This window comes from Nocardia sp. NPDC024068 (genome assembly GCF_040638875.1).
In the GTDB taxonomy this organism is placed as follows: Bacteria; Actinomycetota; Actinomycetes; order Mycobacteriales; family Mycobacteriaceae; genus Nocardia.
The window spans coordinates 252,890-278,018 of the sequence record NZ_JBEZYU010000003.1 but is presented as its reverse complement, the minus strand read 5'-3'; the positions used below and the strand labels follow the sequence as shown (position 1 = coordinate 278,018).

The window sequence follows — 25,129 nt, the reverse complement described above, 5'->3', positions numbered from 1 at the left end:
CCCGCGAACCCCGCGCCTTACAGCGGCGGCCCACCCGGCCTGACCCGTTCGACTGCCTCGATCAGTTCGGCGAACCAGTTCGCCGCCGAAGGCCGCCGGATCTGCCGGAGCAGCAGATCATGGCCCAGGCGCGTCTCCGCGCTGATGTGCACCGGTACATAGGTGTCGGCGCGTGCTCGTTTCGCCACCTGCATCACAGCGTAGTCACCAGCCACCTTTTCGCCCGGCAGCAGCACCCCGGCGGGAGAGACGACGTACCCCGGAAAGGTGTCCGCCAGCCAGCCCGGATAGGCGCCGGCTTCGCCCGCGGGGCCCCGCGGATCGCTGTTCACCCGGGGCAGCAACCGCTTCCACCACTGGCCCCACTCCGCTTGCTCGGCCGGCGGCAAATGCTCCCACCACTGCTTTTCCTTGCGCAGCAGCTGCCGATAATGCTTCAGCATCATCGCGCTGATCTGCTGGCGTGCCGAATGGTTCCCCGCCGCGTCCAGTGCGTGCCCTACCTGGTTCGCCGCCACCGCGTAGATCGGCCGGGCCCGGAATACCTCCGGGAAATACCCCGCATCGATCTCTCGCCCGATGTACAGGGCCATCCGTTGCGCATCCGCCGCGAACCGCGAATTGAAGGTGATGGATTCCACATACAGTCGCCCCTGCAGATCCGATCCGGTCTCGGTTCGCGCTATCCGGTACTGTCCCAGATCGGCGAACCCGATCCGCCGCACATCCACCCGGGCATCCGGCGACTCCGCAAACCCGTCCGCGAGCCCGCGCGCCAACTCGCGCAGCACCAGCACGTCCGGTGGCGGGGCGCCGGAAGCCTGATCTGCTCGCCCCGAGAATCCGAACAACTCGACATCCCGGCCCGGAAGCACCTGTTCCAGCATCGACTCGTATCGGCGGCGCATACCGTCGAATGGCACCGGCGCCCAACGATCACCGACCCGTAGACCCATTGCGTCGGACCAGCCCTTGTCGAGGACGATCTCATCGACCCCGGGGCGATCCGCGTATCCGATCAGGCCGAAAACCGACTCCGGGAGGCGGCGGCGCGACATTGGATCAACAACAGAACGTAGCGGCTTCCAGCCGATGCTTCGGAGGGGATCGCGCGTAGGAATACCGAATCGTGCCGCTATCGCCCGATACAGTTCCGCGGGCCCACTGCCCGGGGCAATGTCGACCACCGGCAGGCCGGCCATCTCCATCCCCCGCACCGCCTCCTCGAGAGAGTGATGCACCGGCAGGATGAACGCCAGAATCGCCGCGGCGAAATCCATTTCGGCGACACCCGGCGGTCTGATCCAGCGGAACCGAGCCGCCATCCGTGCCGTGGTACCCGAAATCCCGGCCCGCGCCACCTTGCCTTGCTCGGACATTTCCTGGGCCCACTCACCGCTCTTGTCGAAGCCGACCCTCGCCATACCGGGAACCCACGAGGGTGAAACAAAGTATTTGCCCCGATCGAGCCGCGCCGCGGTGGTGGCGTCGACGACACCTTCCTCGTAGTAGGCCAGAAGTTCGTACACCTGGGCGTTCATGAGTTCGTCCCGAACATGTAGTCCGGTGGCCGAGAACGAGTAGGCCGGGACGATATAGCGCAACGTCGGGTCCTCGGCTCGGAGCTGGGATGCCAGCGTTTCCACATCGACCAGGCCCCGATCATCGCGGGGGATCTCTTCCGGACGGATCCGGGTGAAAAGAAGTTCGGTGAAACGGAATGCGACCAGACCACCCGGGGCGATCGCCTCATACTCCCGTAGCGACAACGGCCTTCCATGCAAGTACCGATGCTGGGCGACTATGCTCCAACGTTTCTGATCGGACGCTTCACGTACCCGTCGATCCTCGTAACTCCTGGTGAGCTCGTCGGCGATGGCGATATAGCGGGGCTCGCTCACCGCGTTGCGGTCGGCGCCGATATCCCGTGCAGTGATCACTACCTGCTCATCGCCACCGATAATCCTTTCACGCAACCAGTTCAGTGCATCGACATCGAGCCCCAACCGGCCCGCTGATTCGGCCCAATCACGTCGGTTCAGCAATTTAGCCAAACCTTCGTCCAGCGTGGTGCCGGAGCTGTTCGGTATCTGCCGGCTTCGTACGATCGCGTTGAGCACCGCGGCCATGACTTCTCGCAGGTTTCCTTTCGTCCGCAATTCATCCAACGGCACAGAGCGCAACACCATTCCGCCCTGCAATGCTTTCTCCGGCGCGTAGAAGGCGTTATCGATCGCTTGACGTTGTGCGCCATCGAGCTGATCGAACGACTTGCCGAAATGTAGTACGGCAAGAACCTCACGCAAACGATCGAGCATCGCCCGCGCGGCCTCGATGCTCGATGGCCGGTGATAGAGCAGCTGTGCCACGTGGTTCTCGTCCCTGATGCCCCACAACGGTCCACCGTCGGGGTCCGTCAGGGTTAGGGGGTCTGCGGACAGTGCCCGCTCGGCCGCCCACTCCACCTCATCCGCGCGCGCGGGCAGATCCTCGATACTGCCCGTCCCGGCCAGGTCATCGGCTTTTCTATCCGGGCCCTCAACCGGGATCTCGGCCCGGACAACTCCGGTCGAATCGTCGGAATATCCGATATTCGTGGGGATCGGGTCCGGCGTACCAGGACCGGTTCGCTCGGACTTCCACGGTGTCGCCCGCCACCGGCCGGATTTCTTGTCGTCGGCGCCGGACTCCGACGATGGACGCCTGCCGATACGTTCGTTGCCTGTACTTCCCCGGGGCTTGTGGTTCGTGCCGGCGCCGCCCCCACTCGGCGCAGTCCCGCCTGGCGGTGACGACCACGGTGTTGTCGAGTCTGCGTCGGCCGCACCACACTCGGCGCCCGCGCCTCGCGCGTGTGACTCAGGAGAGATGGGCCGACCGGTGGTGTGGTCGTGTTCGACGATGAGGGTGATGAACTCGTCTTGGCGCGTGGTCATGGCGAGTAGGTCTATGTCGTGGGGGAAGGTTGGTACCCGGCCCAGGCGATGGACGGCAACGGCAGCCATGAAGGCGCGTGTGACCGCGTCGGACCCGGATGCTCGTTGTGGTGCGTGATAGAGCTTGTAGGCGATGTCGGCCCAGATGGCAGTGGTGAATTCGCCGGATGCGGCGAGTTGGTTGAATGCGTCGTCCAGGATCCGCGAGCTTTCTTCCGGGCTGGTGGTGATGGACAATACGTTGTCGGCGCCCAGTGGTGGCCGGTTGCGGGTTGTGGTCCCGTGCTGTTCCCCCAGGAACTGTCGGAATTCTGTTTCGAAAGCTTCGGCGGTCGCTCCGCGAGCGAGTGATCTCCCGAGGGCGGTTGTGCCGTCCGCGAGGTGGACGGTGGTCTCGAGTACATCTCCGGTGACGCCTTCGGCGATGAACCGTCGCTGGGCGTATGCGCCGGCAGCGGCGTAGGTTTCCTGGGCCCAAGTCGGCAAGCGCAACCACTTCTGCGTCACCGGATCCTGTACCGGACCGTCACCGAAGTGGGGAAGAGTTCCGAATATGTCACGGCCGGGTCTGGTAATCGGCTGCGACAGAGCCGCTGTTCCGGCTTTCGAGGCGGGTGCGGTGGTGCGTTGCTCGGCGATCTTCCGGAAAGCGTATTTCCAATCGGTGGGGGTGGGGGGATGGGCGAGCCCGCGGAGGTCTGCGAGCATGGCATTGGCCCAGTCGGCCAAGTACTGGGAGAATCCGCCGAATCGGTCGAGTTCCGCTGCGAACCCGGCGGTATGGGGGCGGGTGTACCGGTCGAATCTACCTGGCAGGGGGAAGTTTCCGGGTTCGACGCGGGGTTCGGCTCTCAGAACGTCTGAAGGCCGGCTGCCGATGCCGTCGGAGCCGGGGTCCGGACCCGGGAACTCGGGCTCTGGCTCCGCGGTCACACCGTCGGTGACGCCGAACTGTTCGGCAAATGCGGTTCTCGCCGCCTGCGTAGACAGCTGGTCATAGTCTTCCCAGATGGCCCGCGCCTGATCTTCGTCGATCCCGCGCTCGTCGATCGCGCGTCGCAGCGCCCGCACCTCATGACGGTCTGCCCGTGGTACGAACGAATCCAGCAATTCGTTGAAGGTCTCATCGGTGCTGGTCCGGGAGATCCAGGACCGCATCTGTCCGAGTGCGAATTCTGTCTGCCGGTCGATAGCCGTTTCCCAGTCGGCGCCGTGATCCCGCATGCCGGCGACACGTCGGGCCAGATCGTGTACGGCATAGAAGTTCGCATCGCCTACCGCCAGCCGGACTGCGTCGTCTGCGTATTCGCCGACTATACGCAGCGGATTGAGCTCGTCGACCGGAGGTGATTCACGGTCCTGTTTCGCGCGCACCGCAGGCCGGCCCGCTATATCGATGAATCGGAATTCTCGTGCACTCGAACGGGTCCCGGAGAGCAGATACTCGATGATCTTGTGTGCCTCGACGTGACCGAAAGTGAGACCAGGGTCGCCGGGTAGATCCGGAAAATCCCTACCGCCGTTGCTTTCCTCTTCGGAGAGGTGCATCGCATATCCTTGCATGGATCCGGTATTGGCGGAGTCCGGATGCGGCATGAACGCGACGTAGCGGCCGCGGAAGGTGACTTCGGGGAACAGCGCGGAGAGAGCGTCCTGTGTGGTGCCCTTCAATCCGGTGTCCACGAGTACGATCTCGCTACCCGGTACCGTCAATGGCACGCCGTACGCGAGCGCCATCTCGAGGAATCTTTCCTTGGCTCCCGACAGATCCGCATCGTGCACCTGCGACCGGAACTTCAGCCGCTCGGCGAAAATCCGCCGCTCGTCATCGGAGAGTTCGTCCGCATCGTGCACGACGGCAGCCATCATGTGCCGTGATATCGGGAGTATCGTGCAGTGTCCACCGAAGAATTCGGGATCCCACACGGCCGCTGTTTCGGCCAGCGCATAACCGTCCCGGGCGAGGTAGACCACTGTCGGTCCCCGTCCGCCGGATCGTTGCACATCCCTCGCACAGTCCTGGGCAATGGCTATGCCGTGCTTGACGATGAACGGCGCGATCGACCGATAGGTGACATCGTATGCGCGAGCTACCGCGGCGCGCCCTTGTGGCGTGTCGACGCCTGACTCGGCGCACGCTTGGGCTACGGCACGAGCTCGGCGCGTACGGTACTGCTCCCCGCCGGGAAATTCGTTGCCGGGCTCGTCGCTGGAACGGCGCTGCGACGGCGGTGTTTCCGAGTACGGATGCCAGGGCGATGGACGTGCGCCGATTCGTTCATCCGAGGATTCGCCGGGCGGCGACACACCTTCAGCAGCGGGGCTGCCCGCCACGGCACGGCCCCCGGCGAATGCCGCAGCCACCCCGGCGGCCACTGTGTACTCCCGGCCGAGCGCGCGCGGGAAATCGCTTCTGCCGAGACCCTGCAGGACTCGCCAATCATCGAATGCTTCCCGGTGCGGACCGCGCTGTCTCTCGACCGGCCGCGCAGTGTCCGCGAAGTCCTGCTCGGAGGACCGGGATGTCCGCCGGGTGATCGTGCCGCCGGCGCCGCGGTGATACCGCGCGGCACCGAATCGCCAGCGGTCGAGAAATCGACGCACCCTCCCGGCCGGTGAATTATCGGCGGCGTTGACCGTCAGGTCGTAGATGATCCGCGTCGCGTCCCCGACGTTGTCGTAGCCCCGCGACCGGACGTCGGAAAATGCTTCCGCAATCGCTTCCGCGGGGTTCAGCTGCCCGTCGGCGTGGAAGCTGTATCCGCAGAGTTGGTTGTGCAGCCACTCCTGGTAGCCGGCTTCCGTGGCCGGGCCCAGGCGTTCTGCGATGTAATGCCCCGGCAGCGCATGTGCGATCAGCGTGCGAGCCACCCCATGCCCCGCGAAGTCGGCTGCATGACCCAGTTCGTGCAATACCAACGCTCGCACAGGACGATGCCGGCCACTATCGGGGTGGTAGCCGATGTCTGCCGCGATAGTCTTGGCACGCCAGAAATTCTCGGCGTTCCTGGCATAGTTGCGATCCAGCACCAGTCGCCGGGCGTGGATGAGGCGGACCGCGGTCTCACCGGGGCGCTCGTATTCATACCGCCGCGGTGTCGCCTCTTCGTCGTAGGCGAGTTCGGCATACCCCAATGACCGAGTGCCGCCGGCCTTCTTGGTATCGATGATGGCGATTTCGGGCACGTTGTAGGCCACCAGATCGTCGCGGAACTCGAAGGCGGTCCGCGCGTATTCCCGCAATACGTCCAGGTCCGGTTCCGAATCGAACCCGGCCACCTCGAAATGCCGTCCGGTTTCGGCATACAGCACATTGCGCAGATGTGTCGCGATGTCGTGCCCGGTCGACAGGGCCGCCCACTCGTCATCGATCACCATGGCGGGCATCAATGCCGCGTTTCCGGGTTCGGGCAGGGGTACGGGGCCGGTATCGGATGCGGCCACGCCGCGCGACGCCGACCCGTCGTGCGCATCCAGCAGTCCGGCCAGCCCGGTCAGCAGCGCTTTCTCCTGATCCGGCAACTCCGTACTCACCGGCAACTCCGTACTCAACAGCCCCAGCGCCAGCGCCTTCGACTTGTCCAGTACACCCGTGGACCATTCGACCGCATCCGGCAGCATCTCGAGCTGCCACCGCCGGAACTCCGGCCCGTGCTGTGGACGACCCGTACCGGCGAATGCCTCGCGCAATAATTCGTCCACGGCCGGATGGGCCCGCCGGCCACGCGAAATGTTAAGCGCTACGGCGAATGCCAGCACTGCGACCGCGTAGGCCGGCCGAACCTGCACCATCTCCGGCAGTTCACCCGCGGCCACGGCCCGGTTCACGTGGTCCAGGAAGTAGTCATCGTACGGATCATCCGGTGTGCCGGTCCCACCCGATTCCGACTGAAAAACATCCGGTTTCAGGAAGAACCGGCGATTCACATACAGCGCCAGCACCTGGGGCGGTTCCTGCTCTGCCGACGAACCGGCCACCCGCGTACGCCGCGGATCATCGGAGGCGAACGCCGACACCGCCTCACTTTCCCACAGCACAGACGGCTCGATGACCGGAACATCCACGTCCGGGAATCCGGTGAACAGCGTCACCCACGCCCGCGCGAACTCCGCGAGCACCTCCGGTGTCAAGCGGGAATCGTCGAACTTCACGACCACATCGTCATGGCCGGGGAGGGCACGCAGAACCGACTGTAACCGGGCACCGATCGCACGGTTGCGCCCCAGCCGCGAGGTCCCCGCTTCGATCAGCTCCGACCATTCATCGGAGATTCCCGGTCCGTACCGCTGCGCGGGCGGTACGGCCGAGGGGCGCCTGCCGATGAGGCCGTCGCCCATGTTTCCCCGCGACTCCTCGGACCGGGAACCGTCCCCCTCACCGGCATCCGAGGGTTGCGGCCTTTCCGGCCGATCGGAATGCGCGTAATCGGAGGTATCTGCCGCACCGAGAACCCGTGCCCTGGCGGCATCGAACGCCGGACCGGCGACATCGATCATCGTGTCGGCTCGGCGATGGCGCCGCAGGAGGGACTCATTGCTCCGGAACCTGTGTGCGTCCAGCACCGACTCCCACCGGCCGTGCTGCGCGTTGCGGGCCGCGGCCTCGACGAGCAGATCGTGCTGGACCAGGCTCGGTGCTCCGACTTCGGCCTGCGGCCCGAGCACATAGCGGCGGACGGCGACATCGGCCCCGCCGTCGGCCACCGATTCTTCGGCTATGAACCGACCGGCCTCGTCGAAGCCGTAGGCGGGGATCACAGTGCGCAGCCAGGCCGGCCAGCCGGCCGGCGTCGCTTCGCCGCGCTCCTCCGCGAGGTACAGATCGGCCAGGGCTTCGAGGGCGGCCACCTCGCCGTCGTTGCTGCCCGCCACGCCGAGTGCGTGCATATATTCGTGTGCGGTATAGGCGATGACCGGCCGCAGCAGGAAACTCTCGGGATGCAGACCTGTGTCGACCGCGCGCCGGGCCTGCTTGCGAACTTCGCCGGCGCTCCCGGCCCATGTGGTGTCGAAAACGATCGACTTGGTGTAGCACCGGACGGCACCGTGCGCCGGCAGAGTCCCCGCTTTGGCATAGTCGTCCTCATGGCTGAGGTCACCGAAACCGACCTCGCGAATATCGGTATCCGGATACGTCCGCATCAGCCAGACCATCCCCCTGGCGACTTCTTTCACCACGTCGGTGTCGAGATGCGGCGAATCGAAACCGAAGACTTTGATGTTCTCGTGTCCCGGGACACCACGCAGGAGTACCTGTAGCGTATCCCCCACTGCCGCGTTGACCCGCGCCACGACATCCGGATCACCGAGGTCCGCATCGGCGCCGATGACGGAGAATTCATCCACCAGATCCGCTGGCACCCCGAGCTTCTCGGCATTCGTCGCCTCCCGCAGCTCACCGATCGGTGCGTCCCCTGCGATCGGATGCTTCTCGATCCCGTCCTGAGCTGCCACTGATTCGTACAGCCGCCCAGCGGGGCTGCCCGCCACGGCACGGCCCCCAGCGAATGCCGCAGCCACCCCGACGGCCACTGTGTACTCCCGGCCGAGCGCGCGCGCCAAGTCGCTTCTGCCGAGACCCTGCAGGACTCGCCAATCATCGAATGCTTCCCGATGCGGACCGCGCTGTCTCTCGACCGGCCGCGCAGTGTCCGCGAAGTCCTGCTCGAAGGATTCCATCAACGTCGGCAGCACCAACTGGTGGGCGTACTCCCAACCCGGAATACCGCAATGCGGCAACAGATCACGCACGGTCCACCCATATGTCGCGCGTTCTGCGGAATCACCGGGGCGCTCCCTCACCGGGAAGATAGCCATGGGGAAACGCTTGGGTTCGCCTCTCAATCGACCGGTCCGGAGATCCAGGACGATCTGCCGCTGCCGCTCGGCGGGATAAGAAGAGTCGTACGTCCTGATGTGCCGCGGCAAGTCGTGTCGATCGAGCACGATCGAGCGCTTCGTATGCCCGGGGAAGACTGTGCAGATATCCAGCATCGCCTGCGCATACACCCGCAACTCGCCGATATCCACATCCGCGTCGGCCCGATCGAACCCGAGCACGCTGTGGTCCTCGCCGCCGGGCAACGCCCGCAACTCCGCCTGCAGAGCGTCACCGATATCGGCAATCGTGGTATGCCCCGCGAACACATCGCGCCGCAGGCTCTCGACCGCCGCCCACCCCGGTCCGGCATCCGCTGCACCCGCGGCATCATCGCTCGGTCTCCGACCGATCGCGCCGCCGGGCGCAGGGGCGTCGCCGACCGGCTCGGTACTCGGGTGGCTGCCCAGTCCACCGGCGCTGTTGCCGTGCTCGACGATGAGGGCGATGAACTCGTCCTGGCTCGTAACCATGGCGACTAGATCGATATCGTGGGGGAAATCGGGGACCCGGCCGAGGTGGTGAATGCCGGCAGCAGCCATGAAGGACCGGATGACCGCGTCGGATCCAGATTTTCGCTGTGGTGCGTGGAACAGCTTGTAGGCGATCTCGGCCCAGGTGGCTGTGGTGAATTCCCCGGGCGCGGCGAGCTGGGCGAATGCGTCGTTGAGAATTCGCGTGCGTTCTTCCTGAGGGGACGTTTCGGAGAACACCTGGCCGGGAGCCAAGGCCGGTCCAGCGAAGGGGAGTTTCCCCGTTCGTTCGGCGCGGCGCTGCCGGATTTCCTGTGCGAGGTTTTCGGCGGTTTCGCCACGGATGAGCCTTCGTCCGAGGGCGGTCGTGCCGTCGGTGAGGCGAATGCGGGTTTCGAGGATGTCTCCGCTGACGCCCTCGGCGGTGAATCGCCGCGGGACCCGTGCACCAGCGGCGGCGAAGGTTTCCTGGGCCCAGGTCGGCAATCCCACCGGCATTTGCCTCCCCGGAATCCATATCGGGCCTTCACCGTAGCGGGGAATCTCTCCGAGTCTGGTACGGCGGGGCCGGTCGATCGCTTCGGACAGAGCGTCCAGCCCGGCCTCCGAGGCAGTTGTCGTGGTGCGCTGGTCGGTGATCTTCCAGAACTCCTGCTCCCAATCGGCCGGGCCGGGAGGATGCCCGAGCCCACGAAGATCTGCGACCACGGTGTTGGCCCAGTCGGCCTGGTCCTGGGCGAATTCGGCGAGCCGGTCGAGTTCCGCGGCGGCCTCGGCGGTGTGCGGACGGGTTTTCCGGTCCAATCTTCCGGGCAAAGGGAAGTTTTCGGCCTCCACGCCCACGTGTGACCGTCCCGGCTCGCCGAGTACCTCCCGCTCCGCCGGCGAGATATCCGGCCGGGGCGCGTCGGCGGATAGGTAGGTCGCCGGATTCACCAAGGGCGGCTCAGGGTTGCGCGGCGCATCGGGACCGGATTGTCCGGAGGTCCGTGGCGTCGCCGCACGCCCGCCGGATTCCTCCTGGCCGGTGGCGGGTTCGGACGGGGGACGACTGCCGATGAGGCCGTTGACCGTCACCGGCCCCCGCTGCCCGGTATCCGAGGGGTGCGACGACGGTGCCGCCCGCGCCCCGCCCTCCGGCGCCGATCCCGCCGAGCTGGTGCCGGGCCCGGCGGATCTGCTCCACGGCGTCGGTGTCCGCCCGGACGGTTCGCTCGCGGTATCGGTGGCCCGAGTCCGCCGGCTCGGCCGTCGGCCGATCAGCGCCGGTGGCGGATCGAGTTGCGGTGCACGACGGTCGGCGGCCGGGTCGATCAGGGGGGCGTGCAGGTTGTGCGTCCACGGCGGATCGTCGACGAGGGGACGGCGCTGTTCGCGAAGTGCCTCGTCACCCCGGCCGGTCAGCACCAGCGCGAGATTGCGCAGCGACTCGTTGGGCTGGGCCGCCGCGGGCAGCGCATAGCCCAAATATTGGATGTGGCCGTAGTCGGGACTCATCAGCGTGTCCGGGAAGCACCGTTCGCCCCGTAACCGCACCGCCGTCGGATCGGTCGCCGGGTCGACGCCCAGGCCGAGGGGCAGGCCACCGGCCCGCCGGCCGTGCAGGTCGGGGCTGGCCGCACCGAGCGCGGGTATCGGATCGCCGGATTGCGCTATCACCCATCTGTTCCGGCAGCTGCGGTCGGCGGTGGGGTCGTAGCGCCAGCCGCGCCCCGGCGAACCGAGCACCACGCCGTGCTCGAAAACGCCGTCCAGCCGGCCGCCCACGGTAGCCTCCGACACCACCACCGACCCATAGCTGTAACCGATCATCGACATCTTGGCGGCGGACAACGCACGAAGGGCCAGGACATCGCGCGCGAACGCCTGCCCTCCGACCGCCGCCAGGGCCGGCGTCGCGGCCCGATGCTCCTTCAGATTCGCCGGCGCCTCGTATCCGAGCCAGCACACCACCGCGATCGTTGCCGAAGGATCGGTTCGCAGCATCTCCTCGTACAGGTTCCGTGCCTGCTCCAAGCGCAACAACAGCGACTGCAGCCGCGTGTTCACGCCGTCCACGTACCAGATCACGTGGTCGGCGTCTTCGGGTGTGGTGTTGCCGATGACGAACACCCCGGATCCGTTGCCGCCGAAGGCCGCCGGGTCCAGGGCGGTCGTGGACACGATCGGTTGCGGAATATCGCGGTGGACGGTGACCGCACGGGTCAGAGCCTCCTCGACGGCGTAGAGATTCCGGAACACCGCCGATCGGTCGCTCGTTCCGAGGCGTATCCCGAAGCCTTTGCCGACGCCCTCCGCGACAACATCTGTACGGATGTCCGACCAGGTCCGCCGGCGCAGGTGGTCGTTGGCATAGGTGGCCACCCCGGACGGAATTCCCGGTGCGTTCCCCATCACCTCTGGGTGGGCGGCCACCATGGCGCGCTGGTGTTCGCTGGTCAGGTTCTGCCACCAGTCCCGGTTGCGCCGGGCCAGTTCGGCCGCCCGGGTGACGTCGTCCGCAAGCCCGCGATGAAGCAAAACCGTGGGGTCGGCGGGCCGGCCTTCGTATTTCGCGATTGCCGCCGCGGCGAGCACACGATCCGCCTCGGTCGCCTCCGAGTTCGGCCTGCCGGTGCCCGGATCCCGCGGCAGAATGTCGTCGTAGGGCGACTCGGCGCGGCTGTCCGCTCCGCGCCGAAGATAGTGCGCGAAACCGACCGGCCGGGCCGACGGGCTGTACAGCGCCAGCAGGTCTGGCCGATCGGCCAGAATGGCGCCCAGGTTTCCCAGCGCCTCCGTCGGCGCGTGGACCCGCTCGTCGATATAGCTCAGGAATTCATCGACGAGCGGCTTGCCGAATTCGAACAGCAGCTTGAAATCCGGCAGCATCCGGATGCGTGCGCTGCGCACCAGGCTGTTCGCCTGACCGAAGTTCGACAGGGGGAACCGGCAGGACAATTGTGTGCCCGCCCCTGGCACCGGCTCGGCGGGGCTACCCGGCTGAGACGCTGCTCCGAAGTACAGCTTCGTATGCGATTCGAGGTCTGCCGTCCGATCACCGAGCGCGGTGATATTCGATTCGCCACAGACGACCACCGAGTCGACGGTCCGGGTGATCGCCTCGTACGACAGTGCCTTCTTCGCCGCACGACCGCCGCCGCCGTGGACGACGAGCTGGGTCCCTACCACCGGCGCCGGAGCGGGCACGGTGGCCAGCGCCGCCATATCGGCTGCCAGGCGATGGCCGTCGGTCCCGGACCACACCACCACCCGAACCGGCCGATCCGGATTCGCCCGGGCGGCCACCTCGTAATGGTTGGCCGCCAACTGCACACGCTGATCGAGTCGCCGCAGATTCCCGGCCGACCCGTCCACGTGCCACGCCTCCGCCACCGGGTCCGCACTGCCGATCGAGACGATGGCCGATCCGGCACCCGGGTCCTCGGCATCGAACCATTCGAGCAGCACCGTGGGCGCCGGGACACCGGGCGTATTCAACGTCACCACGCGGTTTCTCGCTCTGATCAACAGATCTCGGGCATTGAACACGTGGTCCCGCAGGGCCCGATCACGGCGAGACAGCCGATCCGCGGACTCCGCATCCTCGAACCTGGCAATCGCCCTGGCCAGGGCCCACCGATTGGCCTGATCGCGTACCTGTCGCGGAAATCCGCCCGCTTTGCCGACGAATTCGGGCCACGCCCGCACCAGGGTCCGCAGCTCGTCGCCGCTCAGACTATGGACGTAGAGAGCATTCCTGGTCGCGAGGCTCGCCGTGGCACCGGCAACCCGCGCCGAGCGACCCGCACGCCGATTCACCTGCCGGAGTGGTACAAGATCACCGGGATCGGTTCCACTCCCCCAATGATCCGCGAGAATTTCCTTCGCCCGCCGATACAGGTCGTCATCGGGCTCGACATACGCCGGCAGGCCCGACCGCGCATCGACCGGTCCCACCAGTTCGAGTCCCCGCGACTCACCACTCGACGACTCCTCCGGACGAGCACCGGAATCGGAGGGTCTGCTCCCGATCCAGCCAGGTGACCCGGCATCGCCCCCACCCGGCTCGTGCAGCGTGCTTCCGATTGCTCCGGCGGGGCCGGTCTCATCGCGTCCGGTCATCGCTCGCGGTGTGTCGCCATCATCGGGTCGAGTGAACGAGGCGATCCCGGAGGCATGGTGTAGCAGGGGGTGGTCGAACTGTTCGGACAGGGCCGCGAACATCTCGTCCACGGCGCCGTGGCGGCGGGCCCGTGATACGGCTTCGTCGACCAGCGGCAGCCGCAGACCGGTCAACTGCATACCGCGGAGCTGCTCGTACATCGAATGGTGGATCGGTGACAGCTTGGCCAGAATCGCCCCGGCGAAATCCACGGGGTCGACGCCCGCTGGTCGCAGCCAACGGAATGCGGAAGCCAGCCGGGCGGCACTGCCCGAGATCCCGGCCAGCAGCGGAATGCCCCGTTCGACAGCGAGTTCACGGAACAGCCGGCCTTCCTTGTCGAACGTCACCGTCGAGGAGCCGGTTCCCCAGGGGAGCGGAACGGCGAACTCGCCGGGGTCGAGCGCCAGGGCAGTTTCGGCATCGACCAGTCCGGCGTCGCGGTAGACGAAGACATCGGTGACCACTGCATTGCCCGATTCGTCGCGCATCCGGCGACCGTTGCCGTCATACGCGTACACGGGGATGACAAAGCGCACGGACCCGGCGGTATCGGCGATTCCGCTGCCACCGCGGAGCTGATCTTCGAAGCGGAGGCGGTCTTCGAGGATATCCTCGCGGACGAGTCCATGCTCGTCGCGGCGCAGTTCCCGGCGTGGGTCGAGCCGGCTCTTGCGCAGTGCGACCAGGTCACCGGGTATCGCTTGGATTTCCCAGCGTGACAATGGCATTCCCAGCAGCGCCCAGTCCTGGACGGTGATTCCCAGACGCACCCGGTGCCGCAGGCCGAACTCGCGCTCTTCCGCGCTGCTCCAGGTGCGCTCGGCCACGATATCGTCCAGATCGGGGGCATCGTGGGCCTGATTCACGATGTCCTTCAGTTCTGCTTCGCCGATATCACGCTGCGGGTCGCCACCGGTGATCCGGTCTCGGACCTCCCGCAGGGCGATATCATCGAGTCCCAGCTCCCGGGCTCTTTCTTCCCAGCTCTGTTGCTTACCGCGGTCGTTCATCAAGCGCGCGAGGCCGGCATACAGCATCGGCACGGCGTACTCGGTACCTTCGAACTCCGGCACCAGATCACCCCGCCGCACGAGGGGGTTGTACAACGCCTGCATCAGCTGTCGGAGGTTTCCGTCCGCCAGCAGCTCATCCAACGACACCGAGCGCGGCACCATCCCGTCCATGACTCGCTCCGGTGCGAGGAACGCGCGTTCGATCTGGTCCGCGGTGGCATCCGGGTGCAATGCGGTGAGTACCTCACGCATGCGGACGATCATCGCCCGCGCCGCCTGCTTCGTCTCCTCCTTGTGATACAGGTACCGCGCCAGCTCGATCTCGTCCCGCAGGCGTCGCACCCGCCAGTTCGGCCCACCGGCATCGGCCCCGGCCTCGATCTCGGCGTCCGCGGACTGCGACCGCCGTGCGGTTGCCGCGGGCTCGGCAGGGGCCGCGTTCTCGGATGGACGGGCACCGACACGGGCGGGCTCCGCACCCCGGGCGGAGTTCGAAGCGTTGATGCGTGATCCGGGTGGCCGGTCGGGTTGCTGTGGTGTCCGGGCGCCGGTCACTGGTGCCGATGCTTCCTCGACTGCCCGCTCCTGTTCCGGACTCACCTCCGGCCGCTCGGTCATGGCTGCGGTGCCGGGGTCGCCGGCGGGCACGAGTTCACCGGCCGCGTCGAAGTCTATGGTCCAGAATCGGCGGCCGGCCGCGGGCAGCCTGCCGAGGTAGCGCTCTTGCTCACGCTGCCAGGTGGCAAAGGGGACGGCCCGGTTGAGCAACGCGCGGCGGTCGGCGAGGTGCTCGGGGCCGAAATCGTTGGTGTAGTCGCCGTCCGGCGATGCGGCGAGATCGACCACTTTCAGGTTCGGCCGGGCGGGGTCGGTGCTGTCGTTGACCAGTACGACGAGATGGTTGTCGGCGTCGGTGCTGCGGCCCTCGGAGTTCTTCCACCGGTAGACCAGGACCTGGGCACCTCCAGGACGTTGTTTCAGCGGGGCGACGGCGTCGTCGAGCGAGCGGGACTCCTGCGGTGCGCCGTTGCGGAACGACTGTCGGGTGGTGGCCCAGTCGCGTCCCCGCAAAGCGAGTCCGCCCGGCGGCATGGTGAAGTGGCCGGCTTTGTCGGGGAAGAGCACGCGCATACCGGTGACGCCGTTGTCGACGCAATTGTTGGGGCTGCGGCGGTGGATCTCGGTGACCAGGTCGAGCAGGGCGGTGATGGCGAAATAGTGCGCGGCCGCGTCGACGACGTCCGCATTGGGAACGGTTCGGTCGGCGCGTGCGCTTTCCGGGCCGTACTGCCGATTCGCCGCACCGCCGGATACCTCTCCCCGGAGGGCTTCGCCCAGGATGTCGCGGGCCACGGTAGCGCTGACCTCGGCGAGTGTGGGAGACAAGTCGGAGGAAGGGCCGGGGCCTCGCTCGGAGGCAGGCCCGGGATCGGCCGCCGCCGTCAGCGCCCGGGCCAGTTGGCGCTGGGCGGCGGTTGCGGCATCGCCGACCTGGCGCAGTCCCTCGGCGCCTTCGACCTCCGCGGCAGCCCAGCCGAGGGCACCGGCGAGCTGTGCACGGCGCGAGGTGAGGTGGTCGAGGGCCTGTTCGTCGGTGAGCAGCGCGTACCGGACGGCTCGGCCGGGTGCGGTGGCGTCGATGGACTGCTGCAGAGCTTCGACCGCTGCGGGTGGGACAGCGGCGCGGCGCAGGAGTTCGCGAAGCGGATCGCCGGTGTCGGTGTGCATACCTTTGGTGTAGGAGTCGTCGCCCCCGGATATCGCGTCGTCCCCGGGCAGTGACTCGGCTTCGGGCATGGACGCCGCGGCGGCGGCAAGTGCGGACGGTGTAACACCGAGCAGGCCGGCCAGCCTGCTCACGCGGTGGGCGGTGGTGTCGGGCCCGGCGAGGTCGGCGTTGTCCGGATGCCACGGTGTGACGGCCTCGAGGAGCGCCTCGGGCTCGGAGAGGGGGGCGTACCGGAGCAGGAACTGCGCGGTCTGCTGATGGTGGGCGCGTTCCTGCAGCCCGGGTACGAGCGAGGCCAGCGCGTCCGCGGACTCGACGACGGCGTGGTGTGTTTCGGGGGTCGGGTCCGCGCGGTGTGCACCGACGGCCTGTTCGTAGGACACCGCGGTTTCGCGGACCCCACTCAGGTGCACGGCGTTGCGGATGATCCCGTCCTGTGGGGACATGAATGCTTGCGCGCTGCCGGGTGCGCCGTTGCGTGCGGTGCGGTTCTTGCCCTGCTCGTAGATGTAGGACTGTTCGGGAACCTCGGTCATCCAGACGTGCATGCCGCCCTGGGCCAGTACCTCGTCGGAGGGGGAGATATCGACGCCGCGCTGGCCCTGCCGGTTGATCACCAGGATCTTGCCCTGCGCACCGGCGGCGTCGAAAACGTTCTGTAGCCGCGCTTCCCAGTCCGCACCCCACTTCGCGATACGGGTGGCGTCGACGGCTTCGATCACCTCGCGCGGCACACCGGCCCGCACCAGTGCGTTCACCTGCTTTTCCACCAGATCATTACGGTGGCAGAGGATTTCCTGGAACCGGCCGTGGCCGCCGTCCCACATGGCGTGGGCGGATTCGGCGAGAGCGTGGAGTTTGGCCCGGGTGTTCTCGTGCACCTCGGGGGCGCCCTCGACCAGCCGTACGGGGTTGTAGGGGTCGACACGGTGCGGCGCGTCGAGGTTGTAGACGGTTTTCAGGACACCACCGAGGTCGGCGAGGGTGCCCGAGGCACCCGTGACGTGGTCGAAGAAGCGATCGGTGCCGTAGATCTCGGCGGCGGTGATACTTGTGGCGGAGTCGGTATCGGCGCGGAGCACGATCCCGTGCTGTTCGGCGCTCATCCCGATCGCCTCGGCGGCGCGGATTTCCTTGGCCTCCACGGCCTGGGCGAGACCGGCCTTGCCCTCCTCGGCGCTCCACCGGGTTTCACTCGAGGTCTTCGGATTGCGCTGCAGGCCGTGTTCGCCCTGATCGATGATGACGATCTTGCCCTGATCCATCACATAGTGGGTCTTGTTTCGGGAGGTGAACTCGGCGGCGGCGGCCATCTCCAGCCGCGAACGCCCCATATCCTGCAGCCAGCGCTGCCCGCCCGGTAGCGCCTGCACCTTCTCCACCCCACCAGGGGTGAGACTCGCCTGCCCGTCGTACCAGTAGTCGGCCCCGATCTCGAAGGTTCCGTCGGGCAGTTCGATATCGATTTCTTCGGCGAGGCGTTTCAGACCGAAATCGTCATGTGACAACTGCCCCTTCGCCAGCGCGTCGGCCAGAAAATCATGGGCATCGAACACCTCCCGGGCAGTCGGCTGCGCGGCCGCCTCCGACTGGTTCTCCGAACGGATGAACGTCTTCTCGCCGCGGTCGACGACGGCGTCCATCTCATCGATCACCACGCTGCGCGGCGGCGCCTCCTGACCGGAATTGCACAGATGCCCGACCGTCTCGCCGGTGGCCACCACGATCGCGGGGCGACCGGGCTTGTGTCCGAACCCGGACTCCTGATCGGCACGCAGCACGTCGATACCGAAGGGTTCGAGCACGCGCCGGTACTCGGTGAACTCACGATGCGCCAGCCCGTCGGCGGTCGTCACCAGCAGCACCGATCCCTCGCTGACCGCCTGCCGCATGGAGTGCAGCATGAACATCAGCGTCTTGCCCTGCCCCGGCAGCATCTCCACCGGCCGACCGGCCGCCAGCTCGAGCGCACCCTCGAGCTGCGTGTGCCGCACCACCATGCCGCCGGGGATCTGCTCACTCACGGTCCGGCGCCGAATGATCTCCATCCCCGCGATCAGCGAATCCCGCTCACGCCCGTGGAAAAGCCCCGCGGCCACCGCCTCGTCGGACAGGTTGGACAAGCGCAGATTCGCCGGGAGGTGCTCGGCCGAGCGGGCATGGAAATCGGCCAGGATCTCCTCGGCGCGCTCGCGCGACGTCGGCCCCTCCGGGACTCGATCGCCGGCCGCCCCCGCCGACTCGGCATCCCCGGCGGGCACACGGTCACCGGAAGCATCCGACTCACTCAGGACTGCGCGGTCGCCGGAAATACCCGGCTCACCGTTGGTTTCGCCCGAATCGGTGGCCCGACCGACACGCTCACCAGAGGTATTCTCACCACCCGCGGTAGCAGGCTCGCTTCCGGCGCCGCCGGTGTCCGCCTGGGCGCTGGTGGTGTGTCCGTCGCCGGACGAACGAACCCGGCCGGCGTCGGTGCCCATCCCATTCCGGCCGGCCTCGGCACCGCCGTCCGCACCCCGTGGCACCGGGCGATCGCCCGCGGCACCTGCCCCGGTGGCCGGGCCGGCCGAGGCAGGTTTGGCCGAGGCAGCAGCGGTGGAGGCGTGCGGACGGTTCGCGGCGGTGTCCGTGGCCCGCGGTGGTGGTGCGGTTTCCCCAGCCGCCGATACTGTCCGGGGCGCCTCCCCCGGCATCCGGCCCCCCACAGGATTGCGCTGAGCACCGTCGAGAACCGGCGTGTCGACCCGGCCTGCCGGCATCGCCGTCGCGGGACGGCCCGGAGCACCAGTGGTCTCGGGACGTCCCCCGGCCCCGGCAGCATCTGCACCTGCCGCGGCGCCCGATGATTCGACCCGACCGGCGACAGGCTCCGGAACAGCTGCCACCACCGCTGGATCGGGGTGTGCGGCGACCATCCCCGGTTCGGTTCCCCGCACATCCGGCGACGCCCACATCGGGTCGGCCACGGCCTCATAACCGGAAGAGCCCGGGGCAGCTCCCGGTTCCGCGCGCGCCGCGGCGGACACCGGCTCCGCGCGCTCCCCCACACCAGGAACCGATTCCGCCGGCCGGGCCGCGGCAGACGCGGACTCGGGACGGTCCACCGCGGACGGATCGGATCGACCGGCCGACTCGGTCCTCTCGGCAGGTCCCGGCTCGTCTCCCGGAACCGAATCCGCGGCCGCGGACGTAGTCACGGCAGCCGAGCGCTCCGCGGGCGCACCGGATGTTCCGGCTGCCGAGACCGCCGAATCCGGCACCGTCGCCCCGGTCCGATCCCCGGAGGTCCACGCGGCTTCCGCGCCTGCCCACTCCGCCCGGGCCTGCTGGGAAATCCCGTGCGCCACCGAAGACCCCACGCCCCAGGCCGGACCGGCGCCCGGGTGAACAAAACCCCCACTGCCGTCCACGATCTGCGAAATGACCCCCGTCCGCGGCATCCCGGCGCGGGCAAACACCGCACCAGAGAATCCGCCGTTGACCAGAGCGCCCAGTATCTCTGTGTAATGCTCCGGCCACCCGGCGACGAGCGCCGTGGCACCCAGACCGGACACCGCACCCGCGGTGCCGTGCACCAGACCCGCCAGCATCGGGCTGGAGCCCACGGCTGGGAAGATCGTGGGCGCGTACCGGGCCGCGAGCATACCGCCCGCCGCACCGGCCACACCGGCGAAGCCGGCCAATCCGATCGACCTCAGGTCGATCCCGGTCGGATTGGTACCGTCCGGGCCCATCAGGAGCGGGGCGCGATGCCCGGCCGCCACCTGTAGCCCCTGCACACCGGCATCCACCCCGGCGGTGAGCCCCGCCGCCTGGACTGCCGCCACCACCGCGAACCGCCCCGGCCCTACCTTCGGCATCCGCGCCGCGGTATCCGCCGCGATCCGCTCATAAGCCTGTTTCCACGCCGCCCGCATGGCTGTGACCCGCGCCCGCCCGGCCAGCAGACTCGCCTGCACCGGGGGCGCCGCCGCCACCACCCCGGCCGGACCGGACGCCGACGCCGCCATCATCATCCCGACCAGGCGCACCGCAAGATCGATCGCGAAGACGAACATCACGCACAGATGTTTCTCCGCCTCGTTGGCGGCCGCATCGGCCTGATCGGCCAGCGCCACAGCCTGCTCACGCAGCTTGCCCGCGCCGTCCTGCTGCCGATCCAACGCATCGCGGAACCCGTCACCGAACCTGCCGATGGAATGCTCCTGCGCGAGAATGTTTTTCAGGCCCTCGGCATGTTCGCCCAACGCGGCGGCATCGGTGCGCAGTTCCTCGGCCATCCATCGCATCTGCGAGATGTCCGTATTCGGCAGCATCCCCCCGAACACCACCATCTCGATCGGCAACCGCACGAAATCCGGTAGCCCCTCGAACGCATCCCGCAACGCGACCACGGGATTCAGCAATGTCGACTCGAGCACCCGCGCCACCTAGTCCCGCTGATGTGCGGCGTCGACCAGCAGCGCATGCAGCGTACGGGCCGGGGCACTCGCCTCGCCGCCCCGCAGTACGACCTCGGCGAATCCGGCACACACGGCCCGCTGCACGTCGAATCGGCCCGATTCGTCCGTCGCGCCGGCCAACTCGGAACGCCACTGGCGAAATCCGCGCACCAACTCCGCCAGAGTCGTGTAGCGGCCCTCGACTGCTCGCATGTAGTCGGCCACCAGCGCCCGCCGCGCACCGGCCCCGGCAGCGCCGCCACCGGCGCTGTCCAGCGCCGGACCGAGAGCACGAACTGTCTCCGCGTAGATCCCCGCGCCACCGGATCCTGCTGCCGGATCATCCATCGCGGCGGGGGCGTTGTCCGGTTGCGCGGCGGCGATATCGCCCGACGCCGCGGCAACCGGGCCGCCCGGGGTGCGTGCCGCACGGCGGTCGAGGATTATCGACCGGATCGTCGCCGATACTCGCCGTTCCTGCCGCCACTGCACCGGCTCCGCGCCGTCGCCCAGATCGGCCACTGCGACCCGATCGACAACGATCATCGGATAGTCCGTCAGCACCCGGTCGACGGCCGCGGCGAACTCCCGCATCGGCTGCTCCGCCAGGTCCGGCAGGTCGAACCCGGCGACCTCGACATCGTGCGACCGCGCGAGCATCTGCGCCAGCCAGGCCAACACGGGCGAACGATCGAGGTTCTCCGTAGCTCGCTCGGGTGCGGGACGGCGGCCGTTGCCGCGCGGCGGCCGGGATCCCGGCGCGGGCGAACCGTTGTGCGGATTCGCCCCGACCGGGGGCTGCCTGCCCGGCGTATTCGGCGAATGTCCGCTCCAGGGGCTTGCTCCGGAACCGAAACGAGTCGGACGGGCGGACTCCGCATGGGGTCCGGTGTCGACTCGGTTGGGTCCGGCCGGCGCGGGGTTCCGCGGCGCCAGGCGACCGGCCGCCGTGGGAGCCGATACCGAGCGGGATGGGTTGCCGCGATTCGGCGCGTCCACGGGGCCGGTTCCGCGAGGCCGAGCCGGGGACGGGGTGGCGGAGGCCGGGGTAGCGGAGGCCGACGACCTGTCACTCCACGGCGGCACTTGAGCGGCGGGTGAATTCGACACCCCGGTCGGTGCTGTCCCCGGTGGCGCGGCACCGATACCGGGCTCTGTCCGCGACGGGGTCGCCGCTTCCGCCGTCGCTCGGCGGTCCGGAGCTGCCTGGGGCTCGGTCACCGTCCGGGGCACGGAAGGCTCGGTAACACGAGCCGACGCGAAACCGGTCTCGTCGCCGGGGCCGAGGCCGGGCGTCTGCGCTATACGCCGACCGGCGTCCCGATCGTCGATCGCGAATCGGTCAGCGGCACTGCGGATCGCCGCGGCGGTATCGCGCAAGCCGTCCGCCAAGGCCTGCTGACCGGCCAGCAACTGATCGGCATTGGGGGTGAAGTCCTTCGCGAACGCGTCGCCCATATAGTCGTCACCCCAGCACCCGTGTGCGAGGTCCAGTGAATCGCGCAGGTCGGCACAGGCGCGGCCGACCTGCTCGCCGAGTTCGGCCAGCCGGGCAGACTGCCGTAGCAGTTCACTCGGATCCAGGTCGATTTCGCCGGCCATACCGCTACTCGCCCGAATCCGCCGGACCGGCCCGGCGCCGGAATCGTTCCTCGACCTGCGACGCGAACACCGCCCAGGGCACCGACGAGGTCGAACGCTCCACCACGGCATCCGGGGCGACATAGAACACCGCGCGGTCCAAGGCGATGTCACCGTCCGGCGCCGGCGACCGCACCACCCACACCATGCCGATACGCTCGGCCCGCAGCGTCGACAGCGGATAGCCGGTCGTATCGTGGCCCTGCCGTCGAATGTGCTGCCGCACCGAATCGATCGCGGTCACCGCCGAGATCGCGGCGCCCCCGGCCTCGGCGGCAGCGCGTTCCTTTCCCGGCCCGGCACCCTCGGCCCCGTGACGAATGGTCGCCTCCGCGCGGATGACACCGTTGTCCCGAACATCCTCCGCCGCCGGTGCTTCCGGCTCGGTCCGGGTATTCCCGTTGCCACCGGCAGCCTCCAGCCCCGCGACGGTGAACTGGAACAGGGCGCCGTCGAGATCGACCCGGTCCGCGGATCCGAAGGCCCGCTCGACGACGGCCCGGGTCACCGACCGGGCCTGCCCGGCGAGGACCAGTTCCTCGGCCCCGGCGGTACCGGCCCCGGCGCCGGCGCCGACCACGCTGCCGATGATCCCGGCCACCGCCTCCACCGTCCACACTGCCGGAATCGCCGGTGCGCACTGCGGGACGGGGTCGGATTCTCCGTGCTGCCAGCGCCCGTCCTGCCACCAATAGCAGAATGTCAGCAGCCCGGTCGCGGCCCGTGGATTGAGTACCGGGTCGGCCACCCATCTCGGTGCGCCGGCAAAGAGATTCGGCATTTCGGCGCCGGAGTTATAAACGGCGTCGAGCATCGGCGCCTCCCACACCCCACCCGAGAGCACCGCCCGATCGCGGGGCAGCAGAATCAGTGTCGAACCGCTGCGCCCCGCTCCCTCGAACACACCGACCGCCGGCCCCACCCGTGGCCCCAGCTCCAGCCCGGCCGCCACGAAGGCAGCGGACAACACCGCCCACCGCGCCCACAGCACCGTGAGGTCGGGCAATTCGCCGTCCACCGTGGCCGCGCGCACACCGGCGCCGCGGTCCGTCTCCACGGCCGCCGCCGCTCGCTCCGGTGTCCGGGCCGGTCCGGTGCCGCGCCGAAGGTAGGCCGCCAGCCATACCGGCAGCCGCTGCCGCGGATACCGTTCCAGATCGGCGAGATAGGCTTCCGGGGCGAACAGTTGCTCCCCCGGGAACGGTTCCGCACCGTCGTCACGGTGGGTCTCGACGTCCTCCCCGTCCAGTCGCACCAGCAACCGCCACCACGGCCCGTCGCCGGATTCGGCCGAGACCGCCCGATGCCGCCGCACCGCATCCCACACCGTCTCCGGCACGGCACACCGCACCGGCCCCGCACTCGTATCGGCCAGCAGCACCGCAGACTCACACACGACGGTCATTGCGAACCACGCCTCGAGCCGCCGCCAGCCGGCCGGAGCGAAGGCCGGCAGTCCTCGCGCGATCTCGTCGACCACGCCCGCAATCTCCCCGCCGTGTCGGGACATCCCGCCCCCAATCTGACACACTCTCATTTATCGATATTCCAGACCCGAAGGTCGTCTCACCCATGAGTCGGCTCACACGTCGCGACCGCGAATCGGCAGGGCATTCCGTATTCGCGGCACAGTCGTCGAATTATTGATAAGTCGGCGCGGATCACCATACTGAAGCGGTTCATATCCAACAGCGAATCCATTGGATATCGTTAAAACTCTGTGCCCCCAGAACATTTCGAGAGCATTCTCTTGTCATCTGTGCACAAGTCGTACAGGTCACATCCTCGGGGTCGCCGCGACCGCCGTGGACCGGCGTCCCCAACCATGGTCATCGGCGCTGTTCTGGTCCCGGGTGCGAAAGCCTCCGCGCGCATACCGTGTGCGATCGCGATGGCGCTGCCGGATTCCGATCGGGCGCTCCCCGATGTCAGCGAAATCGCTCGGCAAGCCGGGTCAGAAAGGGCCGCTGGCCGATGGTCAGCTTGTCGTGCGCGGTGGCCGGATCGAACCATTCGACCCGATCGACCTCGGGGAAAGCGCGGTACTCGCCCGACCGCGGCGGCCATTCCATCTCGAATGTCCCCGGCACCACCCGAGCCGGATCGAGTTCACCCTCGACCGCCCACACCGTGACCTGCTTCTTACTCCGCCCGCTGCCGTACTGCACTTCGCCCAGCGCGATCCACTCCCCGTCGGGCACCGGCACCCCCAACTCCTCGTCGAATTCGCGGCCCGCGGCAGCGCGTGCCTCCTCGGTCGCCGGCTCGTACTCACCCTTGGGGATCGACCACGCCCCCGAATCCTTACGCGCCCACAGCGGCCCGCCCATATGCCCCAGCAGCACTTGTACCTCCGGCTCACGACGAAACAGCAGAACTCCGGCGCTGTACTTCATGACGTGCAGTCTGCCGGAATGCCTCCCCCCGATCAGTGCGCCACCACGGGCCGCTTCAGCGCCGAGAGCAGTTTCGCGCGGTCCTCGGGCGAACCGGTCCACTGCTCGTCGTCCTCGACCATATCGACCAGAGCGCGGAACACCACGTCGAGCAACCCCGGGAACCGGGCCTGCAGATCCGCGTAGCGCAGGCGCATCACCCTGGTGCGTCCGGCAACCGTCGTCCGGGTGATACCCGCTTCACGCAGGACCCGGTAGTGATGCGAGAGCGTGGACTTGTGCAATTCGATGTTCTGACTGAGTTCGCCGCAGTTCTCGCCCTCGTCGGCGGCCAGGCAGGCCACCAGTTGGAGCCGGATCGGGTCGGACAGCGCGTGCATGACCGCCGCCAGTTCGAGGTCGGCGGTATCCGGGTGCGACAACTCGGCGGGCACGAACGCGCCTCCTTCCAGCTCTTGACAGTTTGAGAAT

General features: G+C 68.0%; 5 protein-coding genes. All 5 read right to left on the bottom strand.

Annotation, left to right across the window (positions count from 1 at the left end; all coding sequences use genetic code 11):
• Positions 1 to 17: 17 nt before the first annotated feature.
• The 5 genes from AB0F41_RS06340 to AB0F41_RS06320 all read right to left on the bottom strand — a co-directional run bounded on the left by AB0F41_RS06340 (position 18) and on the right by AB0F41_RS06320 (position 25,092).
• Positions 18 to 20,600, bottom strand: coding sequence for a hypothetical protein (locus tag AB0F41_RS06340; protein ID WP_357421652.1), 20,583 nt, complete (start codon positions 20,598 to 20,600; stop codon positions 18 to 20).
• Between the two features lie 9 nt (positions 20,601 to 20,609).
• Positions 20,610 to 22,223: a hypothetical protein gene (locus AB0F41_RS06335; RefSeq protein WP_357421651.1), complete on the bottom strand. Its 1,614-nt coding sequence runs from the start codon at positions 22,221 to 22,223 to the stop codon at positions 20,610 to 20,612.
• A 4-nt stretch (positions 22,224 to 22,227) separates the two neighbouring features.
• Positions 22,228 to 23,742, bottom strand: coding sequence for a hypothetical protein (locus tag AB0F41_RS06330; protein WP_357421650.1), 1,515 nt, complete (start codon positions 23,740 to 23,742; stop codon positions 22,228 to 22,230).
• Positions 23,743 to 24,190: 448 nt separating this feature from the next.
• The gene (locus AB0F41_RS06325) at positions 24,191 to 24,658 is read right to left on the bottom strand and encodes an NUDIX domain-containing protein (RefSeq protein WP_357421649.1); all 468 of its coding nucleotides are present in this window, start codon (positions 24,656 to 24,658) and stop codon (positions 24,191 to 24,193) included.
• A gap of 32 nt (positions 24,659 to 24,690) precedes the next feature.
• Positions 24,691 to 25,092: a helix-turn-helix transcriptional regulator gene (locus tag AB0F41_RS06320; protein WP_357421648.1), complete on the bottom strand. Its 402-nt coding sequence runs from the start codon at positions 25,090 to 25,092 to the stop codon at positions 24,691 to 24,693.
• Positions 25,093 to 25,129: the final 37 nt, after the last annotated feature.